The sequence below is a fragment of the Pedobacter sp. Bi126 genome (assembly GCF_918698245.1).
Lineage (GTDB): Bacteria > Bacteroidota > Bacteroidia > Sphingobacteriales > Sphingobacteriaceae > Pedobacter.
Window position 1 is genome coordinate 24,966 of sequence record NZ_CAKKMS010000010.1, and the last position, 15,585, is coordinate 40,550.

Here is a 15,585-nt window from a genome sequence, read left to right on the forward strand (position 1 = left end):
ATAATTGAATTTTATCTGGTGATGAATTATTACATCGGAATGTTGTGTGATGGCGGTAAAACCAAAAGCGGGATCTGAATATGATCTGACATGTTCAGGGTATAGCTGCCTTTAAGCAGGCGATGAAAAAAACCGTGTTTTCGATGCACCATGGTCAGGATATCGATCTGTCCGTTTTCTACGATCCAATCTAAACCATCCTTAATCTGTTCACTGTTTATATGCCTATGGTAAATATTTCTATAGTTGACCCGATCGGCAACCCGGTTTAAAAAATCTTCGGTTGTATGCTTATAAGCTTCTGGTTCTGATTTTGAACTACCGGTATGTGTAATGAGTATATCGGCATTAAAAGGTTTTGCAAATTCGGCAAGTGTACATAAAACAGGGATATCACTATGGCTAAAATCTGTGGCAAAAGCAATTTTTTTAGGTTTCTTAAACCTATACCCTGCAGGGATAAGCAAAACAGGTATTTCCTCCCCGATAATTTTTCTGGCAACACTGCCCACAAGCGTTTTGGTTAACTTATCTGCATGGTTCAATCCGGCCACAACGAGGTTCATTTTACACTCGGTAAAATACTTGCTAACCTCTTGTTCAACCTCGCCACGAACAGTTCTCCCAAACACCTCTGCTTTAAAACCAAGCTCATGATGGGCTTTTTTATATTTTTCTTCCACCTTTTCGACCATTTTGTCCAAGGCTTTTTTAGCATTGTCTTCTATAAGCTTATATTCTTCAAGTGGCCATACCAGAGATGCCGCAGCGGGAGAAAACTCCGGAACCTGAAAAACATTTAACAGTTCTACCCGGGCACCAATACCATGGGCCAGATCTGTTGCATAATCGGCTGCGTTCTCTGCCGTTGCAGAGAAATCAACAGGTACCAGGATTTTTTTCATAATGGGTCTTTTTTGATCGGTATAAAGTTTGTAAAAAGCCTATGTTAAAAATATGAGCCCCATCAGTTATTAAAATGATTTTCCCGGTGTTACCATTTAAGTGCCCGATCATTATGATGATAGGCTAAAGAAATATTTAGACTAATTATCATTACCACAAAAAATGATTAAATCAGCATGCTTTCCGTAATTTTAATGTTTCAAATTATCCCATTATACAAAATGAGTGTCCATATAGGCTTAATGATCTGGAAGGAAATGAAGCAGAAAGATATCTCTGTTTCAGACATTGCCGCCGCCCTTGAGATCAGCAAAACAAAAACGCAGGAGATGCTGAATACCGCAACTATCGATATTCTTACTTTGGTCCGCGTGAGTGAAATCCTGAACTATAATTTTTTCAGCTATTACGAAAGTGGAAAGGTTTTCTCGAAGATGGAGTTACAGGAGAAACAAAGACTTGCAGCAGAAGTAGACCGTTTGAAGGCTTTACTTAACGAAAAGAACAAAGCCCTCGAACTTCAGGAAAGGTTAAATAAGATTCAGCTCAGCACGATTTCACTGTTGGAAAAAGGGCAGTTTAGATAAATACACTAAAACACCTGAATTACCCTGCCTTCCATTTTTAAAACGAAAGCCACAACCAGTTGACCTTTGGCCTGAATAAGCCTGCCTATTTTTTTGGAGGAATGAGCTGAAAATCAGAAAAATTAATGGCTTGTTGTCTTATCAGCTCGATAGTGCCTCGTTTAACATTTATCCGATACCAGATTTATCATAAGGCCTAAGATTGGAGACCTGGGCCTGCGTCCCAAAGCTATACAAACTCGCAATTGCTACCCTTAGGGCAACAACCGGAGTAAATTTATTTTTCATGATTTAATCTTAGTGATGAACTGCTATTTTGCTACTGATGCCTTAACATAATCGAACTCGAACCGGACAACGAGGTTATTACCCACTTTCATCGGGCCAGGCATAAAACTTGGTGGTTCAATACCATAGTCGCTTAGCATTAATTTTTCGCTGCCATGGCAACTAATGGAACCATCTGCATTTACCAAAGCCATTACCTTCATTGAAAGGCTCTGTGTTTTCCCGGCAATGGTCAGAATTCCTGATGTCTGGATAGAATACCTTTTTGCCTGTACCATGGTAACTGTTGCAAAAGTGAGCTGATAGCTTATCTTAGGAAACTCAGTTGCGTTAAGCGTTTTATAGGTACGGTCGTCCATAGCAGATTTTCCGCTTTTGAGGCTCTTTGCCGTCAGGGTAAATTTTAGGGCTGTTACGTCCGTCATTTCACCACGGGCATTGAAATTAAATGTACCTGTGCTTTCGAACTGTTTGGATGTTATCGACCAATCGCGAACATTGGATGTGCCCATTACCTTAACTGAATTGCTGGCTGTTTGCGAAAGCTGATATGTTGTTTGCGCCACTGTTACCAGCGGGAAGAGCATAAACAATAGGGTGATAGGTCTGATTTTTTTCTGGAATATGTTAAATATTTTCATAGCAGGTTATTGGATTAAACTGTTTATCAAACCTACCCTGTTCTGCCGTCAAATTTTGTGAGGCGCACCAGATTGAAAACTGATGATCATCACTTTTCAACCACATCAACATCTTGAAAATCAACAATAATTTATAAAAAGGGCTTTTCGGCTAAAGCTCACTTGGTTCCGCACCAAACTGTAGCATCAACATTGGTAAGCCAAAGTTCCTCATGGGTACGTTCATCTCATAAACCGCACCGTTCTACTTAAATCCGGCCTAACAAATTTTTCGGGCCGCTAGGACTAAAAAAACACCCCGTCTTGCGAAAACCCCTCCGAAAGAGGGGAATCGCATACGTGAAAGACCAATATAATTAAATGTCATTTATATTGATTTTTTTAAAATAAATTACCCACTCAGGATGACAACTATAAAATCAATTCATTTTCAGCGAATCATTTCCCTGATGAATGATCTTTTAGAAATGAACTACCGGTCCAGGCTTTCTGAGCGGTCCAGGGTGCGGCTGCTTCTGTCCAAAATGCATTGTTGGCGGGTAACCCTAATGGCAAAAATCCAAGAGTCGCCATATAAAGGCTTCCGGTACAGGTATATGGATCGGCGATTTCTGGCTGGTGGCCGTTAAAGCCTAAAACCAACCATCCCTGCGCATCAAAATTTTGATCTCCAGCGTACATATTTTCGAATACTTTGGTCAACGCACAACGCACTTGCGCCGGACTTAATTCTGTAGGTAGTTTTTGATCCAGCGCAATCTGCCCCAAGGTTTGAAAGGCAGCAGTACGGTAAGTTACACTTCTTCCTACCGGCGGGTATTCGCCTGTTGAAGAAATCATCCTTTCGGTAATCTGGGCATAACGTACAGCCCGGCCAGTGGCTTTTGTAAGCTGCGCTTCGGCCGCCTTTTTCTTGCTTACCATTACTTTCAGAATATCGATCATCATCGGATGGATAACATAAGAATTGTAATAATCTGTACTGAAACTCGATCCATCTGAGTACCATCCGTCTCCTACATACCATTCATTCAGTTTATTAATGGCTGTCATGGTGCGGTAAGGTTCATAATCTTCGCCAACACTTAACAACCAGGCTTCTTCTATAGCGGTAAACAAGAGCCAGTTGTTATAAGCGCCTGTCCGGTTTCTTAACGATTTAATCTCGTCGATATATCTTTTTTGCGTCGTTTCGTTTAGTGCCTTCCAAACATTGGGTGCACGCAAAAAACCCTGCACCACATAGGCTGCATCAACAATCGGCTGTGCATCTGTTCTGAAATTGATGTAATCAGCACTTGATGGATCAACCGCATTGCTTAAGGCCTGAATGGTCTCAGCTTTAAACTTTGCCCTTAGTTTCCCTTCTTCCGTATCATCATCTGGCAGGCTTAGCCAAGGGGCAATTCCTGCAAAAGTACGGCCTAATGCTTCTGTATAACCCACTTCCCTTACATTGTTATAATACTGTGGTGCTACCTCGGTAGCCATGTTTTTTTTTAATGTATTATTGGCCAGGTTATGGATAACGGGATAAGCAATTTTATATAAAGTTTTCACCCAAAAAGCCCGGTCTTGTGCGCCGCTTGTTACCGGGGCTGTTTTTGTTTTCTTTGCGGTTTGTGCATGGGTAACTGCATTTGTGGTTAAAAATACAAGACTTATTAAAAAGGCATATTTAAAATTCTTCATCGCTAACTTTATCATTTTATTTGGTGCTGATTTCGTAAAACTTGCTCGTTCCGGCGGTAATGTTCTCCGTAAAAGATACCTCGGTTATTTTTTCATCTTTATAATTAATGCTTAAAGGCACAATTTGTCCAGTGGCTGCATCTCTTGCTATTAATTGTTTGGGATCTTTTATTTTAACCTTTTTTACAATTTGTGGCCATGCGATCTTTATAGTCTGATTATTATTGGCTGAAGATCCGTTGTACGCTTCGGCAACAATACTTTTATCGTTATGCGCCAGATTTAAACGGAACATTTCACTTCCTGCCAATAAAAAAGCACCAACGCCATAAACATCAGTATCCTCATATCCAACTTTATCAGGCGCAGCACCCTGTGCCTGTACAAAACCCAATTTTCCATCAGTATGAACGGAAGAACTAAGTGCATCCCATGCTTTGGAAATTACGCTTTTGTATTTTTTGTAGGGAATAAGTCCGTTGTTTACGCCCCAGGCCATCGCATAACAGATAAAACCTGTACCGCTGGTTTCTTTTGAAGGATAACTCTCGGGATCGAGCAAACTGGCGTGCCAGCTTCCATCTGCCTGTTGCAGCGCGGCCAGCTTCTCAGTCATGCTGATAAACAACTTTACCAATTTCTTACGCTCAGGGTGATTTTCAGGTGTTACCGATAACAGCCGTACTAAACCACCCATTACCCACCCATTGCCCCTGCTCCAGAACACCTTGGCTCCATTTTTCTCTTTTTTGTTAAAATATCGGCTATCGCGGTAAAAAAGATGCTCGTCTTCATCGTACAAATAGGCGGTAGATTTCCACCATAGCGCGATTGATTTATCCAGATACTTCGGATCTCCCGTTGCCTGGCTTAAATACCCCAAAGCTGGTGGCCCCATAAACAGGGCATCGCACCAGGCCCATTCGCGGGTATAAATACTATTTTTCCATTCAAGGCTTTCTACATGTGGTAAAGAAACAATGGTATCGGCCAGGGCTTTAAACTGCTGGATATATTCGGGCCTTTTGTAAATGGTGTATAGCTGCGAATAAAGCTGACCAACGCAATAATCGTCTGCAAAATACCGGTATCTTCCCGTTTCCCACTTGTTATCTTCACCAACCTGAATCAGCTTTTTATAATAACTTTCGGTATCGGCCAGGCGTGCCCATGCCATCATCCCAGCGTACATTGCGCCACTGGTCCAGTCTTTTTTCGGATTTTTCCACCCTGCTGTTTCTAAATTTGTCCATTGCCAATCCGCAACTTTTTTCATCTGGCTGATGATTTCACTTGCTAGCGGCTGTTTTTTCTGCGCATTCATCTTTTCGAAAGAGAAAAGAACCAGGAGGAATAGAATTATTTGTTTCTGCATTTAATAATTGATTTTAATGATCCGGTTAATAAATTTTGATCATTTATTGTTTATTGGGATATAGTTTAATATGTGGTAAAAATTCTCGCGATATGAGGTATGTTAAATCGTAAGCCTCCTAACATTCAAAAAATGACAACATAAAGAAGAGAGTGCTTTTAGGCACTCTCTTTTTCAATAATCTTAAAAAAAAACGGCTATAACTTAATTACTTTTACAACCTTTCTTTCTGTGCCTTGTCGTACCTCTACCATGTATACACCGGCAGGAAGTTCAGTCCCGAAAGTTAACTGTTCGTTAACCGCTATTTTAGCTTCTTTAACCAATTGCTGGGCTATATTATAAACCCTATACTGTAATGCATCGCTGCTAGGGCTTTCTGCCTGCACTTTAAACCCGGTCGTACTTGGATTTGGCCATGCAGTAACTGTTAATGCCAGCAATGATCCAAGGGCTTTGCCATTATTGGTGTTTATCGGCCACTCTTCGAAGTTTGTTGCACCCGCTTCCTGGTTCAATAAGAGTTCTGGCTTATTGCTGTTTGCCTCGCGCGAATTAAAGCTTACCAGATTACCAGATCCTTTTGCTTCCTGATTGATCAGCCTGATGGAGATGATTTTTTTGCCTAAAGCAAGCTGGCTATTGATATAAGCGGTTACATCCAGTTCGTACCAGGCACGGGCCGTATTTTTAACAATGTAGTTACCAAGCAAAGTACCACTTTCAGTTGGTTTGTTGTTCCAGGTAATGGTGCCTTCTCCCCAGGTGGTATTAGACAGTCCGTACACTGATACATTCCTTGAAGGATTTACCTCTATACGCGAAGCATACACCCTGATTTTTGCACTGTTTACTGCTGAACCCGAAAATGTGCTATAATCGAAGCGCAGGTAAGATTCTCTGAAAGCAGACCAGTTATCGCTGCTCACATCCAGGCTCTTTGAGCTTCCGTTATTGGCATTTGCAAAAACACCGTCCCGAACAAATGCATCGGCCACCGGATTAACAGTTAAGGCCTGCGGTGTGTTTACGGTAACAGTAACAGGAGAAGATGTAGCCATCCTGCCTAAATTATCTGTTGCTTTTGCAGTAAGCGTATACGTTCCTGATGAAACATTATTCCACACCATATTATAGGGTGCCGTTGTAGATTGGCCCAATAAAGTCGAACCTTTATAGAACTCTACTTTAACAACTGTTCCAGTGGTACTCGCGTTGATTGTAATATTTGAGTTTGCCGCAAATATTGCATTGTTAACCGGCGCGGTAATAGATACCGTTGGTGCGGCGCTCACACTAATATTTACAATAGCTGATATGGTTGTTCCACCATTATTGTCAGTTGCCTTTGCCGTAAGGGCATAGCTTCCCGTGGCTGGACTGGTCCAGGTATAGCTGTAAGGTGCTGTTGTAGACTGACCTAACAATGTGTTGCCCTGATAAAACTCTACTTTGGTAATTGTTCCGTCGGTATCAGCAGCATTGGCACTAATGACCAGATTCGATCCTGTTGTAAACACAGCATTGTTTGCCGGTGAACTGATGGCCACCGTTGGTAAAGTATTTGCCGTAACATTTACAGCTGTTGATGTGGTTGTTCCACCATTATTGTCAGTTGCCTTTGCCGTAAGGGCATAGCTTCCCGAAGCAGGACTGGTCCAGGTAAAATTATAAGGTGCAGTAGTAGACTGACCTAAAAGTGTGCTACCTTGATAAAATTCTACTTTACTGATCGTTCCGTCTGTATCAGCTGCATCGGCCTTTATGGTAACATTCGAATTTGCTATAAATACAGTATTGTTTGCCGGTGAGGTGATGGCCACTGTTGGTATGGCATTTATCTTAATCCTAACCGTATCTGCAACAGCTGTACCGCCATTATTGTCGGTGACCTTTGCCGTGATGTTATAAAATCTGGGACCAGGGTTATTCCAGGTAAAGCTATATGGTGCAGTGGTAGATTGACCTAAAAAAGTATTGCCCTCATAAAACTCTACTTTGCTAATTGTTCCGTCGGTATCAGCAGCATTGGCGTTTAGGACAACATTAGCACCCGCCGTATATACAGCATTGCCTGTTGGCGAACTGATGGCTACCGTTGGTAAGGTATTGATGGTAACCTTAACAGTGTCTGATATTGTTGTTCCTCCGTTATTATCGGTTGCTTTAGCGGTAAGGCTGTAATTTCCTGCTGTAGGATTATTCCAGGTAAAGCTATAAGGTGCAGCTGTAGATTCACCTAACAGCGTTGAACCCTGATAAAACTCTACTTTGCTAATTGTACCATCAATATCAGCGGCATTGGCATTGATAGTAACATTCGTACCTACTGTAAACACAGCATGGTTTGCCGGTGAACTGATGGCCACCGTTGGTAAGGTATTGATGATTACATAAACTGTATCTGATATCTTTACTCCTCCGTTATTATCGGTTGCTTTAGCGGTAAGGTTGTAATTTCCTATAGCTGGATTAGTCCAGGTAAAACTATAAGGTGCACCTGTAGATTCACCTAATAAAGTCGATCCCTGAAAGAATTCTACTTTAGCAATTGTTCCGTCGGTATCAGCAGCATTGGCATCGATAGCAACGTTTATACCTGCCGTAAACACCGCATGGTTTGCCGGTGAACTAATGGCCACCGTTGGCAAGGTATTGATGATCACTTTAACTGTGTCTGATACCTTTACTCCTCCGTTATTATCGGTTGCTTTAGCGGTAAGGTTGTAATTTCCTACAGCTGGATTAGTCCAGGTAAAACTATAAGGTGCAGTGGTTGACTGACCTAAAAGTGTGCTACCTTGATAAAACTCTACCTTAGTAACAGTTCCATCTGTATCGGCAGCATCGGCATTTATGACAACATCGCTACCCACTGTAACTACTGCATTGTTAACAGGAGAAGTAATCGATACTGTTGGCAATACATTGGCGACATCTACTGCCGGATAAACCAATTTTCTTGTACCATCAACTCCAACAGCATAAACACTTGTTGAACCGGCACCATATTGAACCGTTGTGTTTGCGTTTGCTGTGGTTGCTTCTCCAGCCCCATAAATAGCCACATCGGTAAGTACCTTTTGGTTATAGGTCTCAAAAGCTACTGCATTTGCCCATTTCGAATTATCAATCTTTAATGTGTTGGTATTAACGGTTACACCGACCGTTGCAGCTGCAGTTGTTGCCAATGGCGTACGGTTTTTAAAGGTGTTTATCGTATTTGCCGAAATATAATTTAACACCGGAGATACTGGTTTTGGATATCCTTTCGCTTGTACACTAGCAATTAGTGCATCTATCTGTGCTTGGGTAATGGTTAACCGCTTTATAGAATAATCGTCTATATCCATATCAATTGGCAACAGGTAGCCACTTTTCACAAAGAAATCGGTCAGATCTTCCTGAACAGCATCGCAGGCAGCACTTACAAAGTTGAGTAATAACTGGCCTTCATTTAATCCTGTCTGACTGGTAGTACGCATTTTCTCTAACACATCGCCGTACCAAAAAGCCACATCTGGTTGTCCAACCGGAGCTGCTGTACCGGTTAATCGCTGTTGCATGGTCGGCAGGTTTTTACCTGCACCGGCAAGCTGGTAATACACTTCCAGTTGCCACAAAGGCACCAATCGCACAAATACATCGCCTTGTGCCTCCATATGTTTTTTCTGTATCAAACAATTATCAAACAACGAGCCGTACCGTCCACCATATAAACTGGCAGCTCCTGCTTTAGGTGCATCATTACCTTTTTCCAGTCTTGTGGTATTTGCATAATTGGTATTAAAAAGATATTGTATCCATGCCGAGTTAACATTGTTTGTTACTTCAGTCATGCCTATCCATTTGGCTCCTGGCCTCACCTGGTTGTTATGGCCGTACTCATGGGCAATTCCCCAGGGATCTTTAAAAACTCCGGTAGCACTTGCCAGGTTAGAACCACTGCCACCCACACCTATGGGATAATTTACACCTTCACCACTTGCATTCGGGTTCCCATCACCAGTTATAGACCTTAAAAACATGTGGTTTTTAGGCACCCTGTTATATTTGGTTAGACCATTTAACGTAAACTCGTTATGCACAATAGTATCGTAGGCTGCAACCAGTTCTTTTCCACTGGCTGCCGAATTACTGATCAGTATATTTTTGTTGAGATTTAGATTGGTATAGATTCCTTTCATATCCAACTTCGAGTACACACCATTAAGCAACATTTTTGTCCAATCATCATTGGTATCGGTTAAAGGATTGTAATATCCGTTAACCTGGCCTGTGGTAATGTTAATCTGTATAGGCTGCAGATTGGTATTATCGCTAAAGTAACCGATATAAGCCAGTCCATCATGCAACACATTGATAATGTTTACCCCTTTTTTCAGGGGATAGCTATCGGTAGTGCTGCTATAATCCAGTCCAAAATCTTTAACAACTAACTGTGGGTTTACACCATAGGTATCGCCAACAAAAACAATCGCTTTGGTATTCGCCCTAAAGGCAATTCCGGTTGGGTTTTCAACTTTGTTTAAGCCATTTATTTTTAATACCCCCTCTACAGTGACCGGATTTGGGTAATAATCGTAGGTCTGCACGCGGTATTTCCTGTTGTAGCTATTATTGAAAATACATTGTGCCAAAGATTTAAAAAAAGGAGAAGCAATGGCATCAATATCGGTTTGCGTTATTCCAGATTTTAATGTTGTATGCAGATCATCCGCAAAAATGTTTGTGTATAAATTGCCGGCGCTGTTTTTCTGATAGAACTGCATTTCGGCACAACTGGCGAAATTATTTTTACCTGTAAGCACTTTAACCACAACCTGTGTAACATTGGTTAAAGCTGCAGGGAAACTGATCTGATACGCAGCTGAACTAAAACCCGTATCAAAATTCATTAATTTGGTTAAAGTCGTTTGTGTTGTGGTTTTATACCAGATTTCGCCTGTACCAAAAATACCATTTGAGCCGCCATCCTGCCTCGGCACATAGCTGATATAATCGATAGTAGGACTGGTGGTAAAATTATAGGTTAAACTGATCGGAAATCCGCCGCCACTATAGCTAGAATGGTATAAGGTAGCCGTGTTGTTATCGTAAGTACGCGAGATATCTTCACCGCCATTCGCTGCAGGGCTTACGCTGGCACTGGAAATGGCCAGTTTAACATCAGAATAGGCTGTAAAATCTTCTGCTATTGGATTGTCGCAATCTAAAGGCTGAACAAATGGCCCTGTTTCTGCAGAACTAAAATTGATTTCAGCACAGCTCGAAAAATTGCCTCCTGCCGCTCTGATTACAAAGCGAACGATGTAGGGTTTTACAATCGGGCTGGCCGTCATATCGATCGTTTTTACCGCACTGGTTTGGGCCCAGCTTATATTGCTCAGCTTGCTTACAAAAACCGAAGGTGCATCACCAGAAGCATAATAAACATCTACAGTGGTCCAGATGCCATTTGGACCCGATTGCCGCGGGGTATAATCAACTTTATTGATGCTTTTTACACCAACAAAATAAAAATCAACGGTGTCTGGCATGGCGTTTAAAGACCAGTTAGAATGGTACATGGTCGTCAGATTACCATCGAAGGCTTTTGTAATTTCACTACCACTTTGAGATGGCCGTTTTGAAGCGGCTGCGGTGATGGTGACCGGGTTTTGGGCGTTCGCAATTGCACAGAGCAATAACATGGCGAGAAAAGAGAGTAATCGTTTTTTCATTTGGTCAGGGTTTAAATTAAATAATATTGGTTTTAGTTTTGTTTAAGCCATCTCCTCCTATTCTGCCTATATTTTCACCAGTAATGTCTGGCTACGATCTGTTTGTTATTTCTGTTATTTTCCCTTCCTCGGAAGAAAATTTACGGCAAGACCAAACCGCAGCGTATTGGCGAGCGGATTGCTTCTTTCTGCGGTGGCCAGGTAAGATAGATCAATGCTGTAGATCTGGTACCTAAAGCCTGCACCAAGGGTAAAATAACTGCCATCCCCTTTCTGTGCATCCTGGTAATTATAACCTGCACGAAATACCATTCTATCTTTAAATAACAGTTCGAGCCCGGTTGATAAACCTATTTCCCTTGCTTCTTCACTAAAGCCTCCAGGTGCATCATTAAACGACCCGAAAATACCTGCCGGAACAGACCTGTCGGGGTTCTTTCCACTGATAATCTTTCCATCAGGCGAATAAATCGGTTGGGTAGGTATAAGCAATTTATTCAGATCCAAAGCCAGGGTCAGTTTACTTTCATTTCCGATGAAAGAGACTGCAGCGCCCAGTTTCAGCTCAGTAGGCAGAAAGTATTGTTCGCCGGTATCGCTGTAGCTCATTTTTGTTCCAATGTTGGAGATATTTACGCCTAATGACCAATCTGCGGGGCCTCCGAACAGCATCACACCGGTTCGGTAGATCGCGGATATGTCGGCGGCCAGGGCCCTTCCCGGTCCTGCTTGCCCGCCCGAACTTGTTGGTCCGGTAAACAGACTGCTGCTGATGAAACGGATACTTCCACCAAGTGCAAATTCACTTCCAAAACTCCTGGCATAACTAATATCGGCCGCAAACTCGGTCGGCCGGGCCGTTCCCAGTCCCTGTGCGTTATCATCGGTAAGACTAACAGCACCCAGAGAAAAATACCTCAAAGACGCCCCTATGGTATTACGTTCATCCAGCTTACGGTAGCCGCTCAGGTAGGCAAGGTTCATGTCTGGCACCAGGTTCCTCATCCATGGGGTATAGGTTAACCCTATTCCTGTTGAACCTTGCGGTAGGTAGGCCATCGATGCTGCATTGATAGCCGCCGAATGGGCATCAGCCTCAACCGCTACCCCAGCGTTCCCCATGCCAGCGATGCGGGCACCAGGGGTGATCCTTAAAAAGGGGGCTGCAGCGACCAGACTGTTAGATCTGCCATCATTGTTAATTTTCCCTGCCTGCTGGGCATTAGCGTTTGTAATAACTAAAGCAAGCAGGATTAAGAGGAAAAACATTCTGTTCATTGGTTTTCGGTTATGAGTTAAAATTTTAAGTTATTATGATCAAAAAACAACCATCACCACTACCGCTTACTGCATCAGCCAAAATCTCTAGATCGATATTACATTTATCTAATTACAGTATTACCTGGAAGGCATATCACAAATGAGACTGTCTGTTTCAGGCAATACTGTAATTCTTCTTGTTTCAACAGGACGATTTCTTTCAAGAAGTTATAGGCAACAAAAACTCGTTTATAGGTTTATTTGGTTAGTTGATTCACTAATAATTTACTCGTTTGTTTTTTAATAAAATGATTATAGGATGTTGGTATAGATCTTAGTTAGAGACCTTTATCAAAACTAAGTACAATTGATTTAAGTCAAATAAAAAAGACAGCACAAACGTTTGTTTGCGAACAGATTGACAGTAATTCCGAGTTTAGACGACAATAATATCACTGATCATGCTACCACATTTGCTTGAAAATTTTTAAATAAGGGTACAATGTGATCAGAAGAAGTAGAAAAACAGTAAATTATATTCAGCATAGCCCAGCTCGTGGGTTAAGTGCACAATTACCCAGCTTATTTCAGAAATAGGCCTCATTTGTAAATTTATTATTACAAAAACAGGAGATGATCGAAATAAATAGTATGGTAAAAAATAAGAGATCGATTTGATATTGGATTATTGACATTTAACATTTTAAAGCAAAATTTAAAGTAGCGGATTATACGCAAACGTTTGTGCTTTGTTTTAATATAAAGATAGATGTGCTAACACATAGATTTCAACGACCTAAATAAGGTGATTACCTGGCGTGATCAACAATAAAGACTAGAAGAGGGCATCTTTTAACCATTCAGTTTACAAAACTGAACGGTTAAAAGATGCTTTAATAAGATTTTAATGGAATACTACCTTTTTCTGGTCTCCTAAATAATAATATTCCCTGTGTAGATGCTCATTGTAATAGACTGCCTATCATCTGCGATAAATGAAATCCAGGTATGCAGTTCATTGTCCTTTTCAAACGCTGGGATTTCAATGGTTTCCATGCCATCACTTCTCCTTGCACCACTGAGTTTAAAATAAGCCCGCTGAGCTTTTACATTATAAGCCATTACCATCACCTGATCGTTTTCCCTAACCCAGTTATTGGCAGCATTATTTTGCCAGCTGAAATGAAGCCCTACATCATCTTTAACTACGCTGGGGTTTTCTGCCCCCATCAAGCTTCCAAATGTTAGACATACCTTTGCACAGTCAATGTCGCCATTTGCATCAAATGCGTTGAGCATATTGTACGATTTGGCTGCGTTATGCGCAGTCATCATCCGCAGTTTGGATTCGAGATTGTAGCCTACCCTAATAAAGGTAATTAAGGGTTTAAGAAAATACTGCATTCTGGTAAAACCAGACCTGCAAGCCTTTTGTTGGGCCGTTCCTTTTTTGTTTTTTGGACTGGGTTTAGGTAAACCCCTCATTACCCATTGTCCATTTAGTTGATAGCCTATTACACTACCTACTTTTCCGGTGAAACCACCGTTGATTCCTTGATTAAATATTGCCATAATTTTTTAAATTATGGGATGATTACTACCAAGATAGGAAAAGAATTTTATCAATGCACTATTTCATCAAATTTAACGGGGCGTTAAAACGCGATTAGTTCGAATGGGTCTGTCACAAGTCCGAACCAACTCCGAACTAAGTCCGTTTTAATTCAAACCTCAGTAACGGTGAATTAACTTTGAATCAGCGTTTAGTGATAAAAAAGATGCTTACAATTTGTTTCATTTTTGTTTATTGGTTGATTATTTAAGCTTAATTCTAATTTTCTGGAATAGGTTTATGAAATAACATTGGAGACGCTACGACCAGAATGGCTTTAACCACAGATGCACACCGATAAACACGGATTTTCATAGCTGTGTACATCCTTTTTATCTCCCGAAAATCGGGACAAGTCGTGGTTAAATTATTTTTGCTGCTTGGGTCCTAGCGAGATGCTATAATCAGAATAGGAGACTCTTTGTCGTTAGGTTAAGGGATAAATCGCAAAAAGATGTTACCCTGAGAGATAATTTATTGTATAAATATCAATATGAATGAAGCCTATCCTTTTTTTGCCCAGCGGCTCATTCTTGCCTCGGCTCACCGCCGCCGAAAGGCTCTTTCTTTTTGGTGTCAAAAAGACCAGCGTAGCTAGCTTGAATGCCGTTGAAAAACATAAAGGTGTATGAAAAAACAAAAAACACCGGCTGAAAATTTATTCATTTTGTATTATAGTTTTCAGCTGCATTCATGAGGGCTTCGCCGTTTTCTTTCGAAGTTAGTGGGTTGGCTGTGCTGGTGGAGCCCGAAAAATTTGTTAGGCCGGATTTCAGTGGAACGGAGATGCGGTGCTGTGGCCTAGCTGGGCGGAAATGTATAGTGTCGCAAATATCTTATTAGTAAATAATTACAAAATAACGGCAATGGTAGGGTTAAATTTTTCAAATACATCGGAGTATTGATGACAGCTTTTGGCGGTTCATCATTCCCAACTTGATTGGGAACCACACAGTGCTCATGAATGCCTTTGAAGAGAAGAAAGCCTATGAATAATTGTAATGCAAGCGCTTAAAGATTAGCTTCGCTGAGCACTGCGTGGTTCCCGCTTGCGCCTATCGTGGACACATCTTTATATGTGTGGGTTTTTCGGCGTTATGCTGACCTACTTTAATAATACACAGGTTTTACCGAAGAACGCCCGTCAATCCCAAGTGGCAGGAAATCAAAAAACAGGTGCAGAATAGAACAAAATAGCACCACCAAACCTAAAACGCAGTGGTTTTGTGTTCATAAAGCTAATTTAAAGTTTTAGGAAATATTGAACACAAACCCCGAAGGGCTCAATCAGACAGAAGAAAACGGAGACAACAGCTGATTAAACGAAGTGCCGCTGTTTTTTGATGAGCGTAGGTGGTGAGGAGCCACATTGCCGGATTGACAAAGCGCTTTGGGTACTTTGGCGCTCCAAAGTACCATGCCCCGCGGCAAAGAGCGGAAAAGGCTATGGTTGCTTAATTAATGTTTTTTTTGAAATAAATGCCTTTTTATAACTCGAAAG

At 41.4% G+C, this 15,585-nt stretch carries 8 protein-coding genes; 1 reads left to right on the forward strand and 7 read right to left on the reverse strand.

Annotation, left to right across the window (positions count from 1 at the left end; all coding sequences use genetic code 11):
- Nucleotides 1–29 precede the first annotated feature (29 nt).
- A complete protein-coding gene (locus tag LQ201_RS24385) occupies nucleotides 30–905 on the reverse strand; it encodes a universal stress protein (RefSeq protein ID WP_230146347.1) in 876 nt (291 codons plus the stop codon).
- Between the two features lie 222 nt (nucleotides 906–1,127).
- Between LQ201_RS24385 and LQ201_RS24390 the strand changes: the two genes are divergently transcribed.
- Nucleotides 1,128–1,493, forward strand: a complete 366-nt coding sequence (locus LQ201_RS24390) for a helix-turn-helix domain-containing protein (protein WP_230146348.1) — start codon at nucleotides 1,128–1,130, stop codon at nucleotides 1,491–1,493.
- Between the two features lie 311 nt (nucleotides 1,494–1,804).
- On the opposite strand, the gene LQ201_RS24395 is transcribed toward LQ201_RS24390, so the two are convergent.
- The 6 genes from LQ201_RS24395 to LQ201_RS24420 all read right to left on the reverse strand — a co-directional run bounded on the left by LQ201_RS24395 (nucleotide 1,805) and on the right by LQ201_RS24420 (nucleotide 14,044).
- Nucleotides 1,805–2,422, reverse strand: coding sequence for a YceI family protein (locus LQ201_RS24395; protein ID WP_230146349.1), 618 nt, complete (start codon nucleotides 2,420–2,422; stop codon nucleotides 1,805–1,807).
- 438 nt (nucleotides 2,423–2,860) lie between these two features.
- Nucleotides 2,861–4,114, reverse strand: coding sequence for a DUF2264 domain-containing protein (locus LQ201_RS24400; protein ID WP_230146350.1), 1,254 nt, complete (start codon nucleotides 4,112–4,114; stop codon nucleotides 2,861–2,863).
- A gap of 16 nt (nucleotides 4,115–4,130) precedes the next feature.
- Nucleotides 4,131–5,489, reverse strand: a complete 1,359-nt coding sequence (locus LQ201_RS24405; RefSeq protein WP_230146351.1) for a glycoside hydrolase family 105 protein — start codon at nucleotides 5,487–5,489, stop codon at nucleotides 4,131–4,133.
- 197 nt (nucleotides 5,490–5,686) lie between these two features.
- Nucleotides 5,687–11,212, reverse strand: a complete 5,526-nt coding sequence (locus LQ201_RS24410; protein ID WP_230146352.1) for an Ig-like domain-containing protein — start codon at nucleotides 11,210–11,212, stop codon at nucleotides 5,687–5,689.
- Nucleotides 11,213–11,326: 114 nt separating this feature from the next.
- The gene (gene porV, locus LQ201_RS24415) at nucleotides 11,327–12,490 is read right to left on the reverse strand and encodes a type IX secretion system outer membrane channel protein PorV (protein WP_230146353.1); all 1,164 of its coding nucleotides are present in this window, start codon (nucleotides 12,488–12,490) and stop codon (nucleotides 11,327–11,329) included.
- 915 nt (nucleotides 12,491–13,405) lie between these two features.
- On the reverse strand, nucleotides 13,406–14,044 hold the full coding sequence (locus LQ201_RS24420) for a DUF6266 family protein (RefSeq protein WP_230146354.1): 639 nt from the start codon (nucleotides 14,042–14,044) through the stop codon (nucleotides 13,406–13,408).
- Between the last annotated feature and the right edge of the window lie 1,541 nt (nucleotides 14,045–15,585).

Excerpts from the sequence above, each read along its gene's own strand:
- LQ201_RS24405 (WP_230146351.1), bottom strand. The coding sequence starts at position 5,489 with ATGCAGAAACAAATAATTCTATTCCTCCTGGTTCTTTTCTCTTTCGAA.
- LQ201_RS24400 (WP_230146350.1), bottom strand. The coding sequence starts at position 4,114 with ATGAAGAATTTTAAATATGCCTTTTTAATAAGTCTTGTATTTTTAACC.
- LQ201_RS24410 (WP_230146352.1), bottom strand. The coding sequence starts at position 11,212 with ATGAAAAAACGATTACTCTCTTTTCTCGCCATGTTATTGCTCTGTGCA.
- LQ201_RS24385 (WP_230146347.1), bottom strand. The coding sequence starts at position 905 with ATGAAAAAAATCCTGGTACCTGTTGATTTCTCTGCAACGGCAGAGAAC.
- LQ201_RS24390 (WP_230146348.1), top strand. The coding sequence starts at position 1,128 with ATGAGTGTCCATATAGGCTTAATGATCTGGAAGGAAATGAAGCAGAAA.
- porV (WP_230146353.1), bottom strand. The coding sequence starts at position 12,490 with ATGAACAGAATGTTTTTCCTCTTAATCCTGCTTGCTTTAGTTATTACA.
- LQ201_RS24420 (WP_230146354.1), bottom strand. The coding sequence starts at position 14,044 with ATGGCAATATTTAATCAAGGAATCAACGGTGGTTTCACCGGAAAAGTA.
- LQ201_RS24395 (WP_230146349.1), bottom strand. The coding sequence starts at position 2,422 with ATGAAAATATTTAACATATTCCAGAAAAAAATCAGACCTATCACCCTA.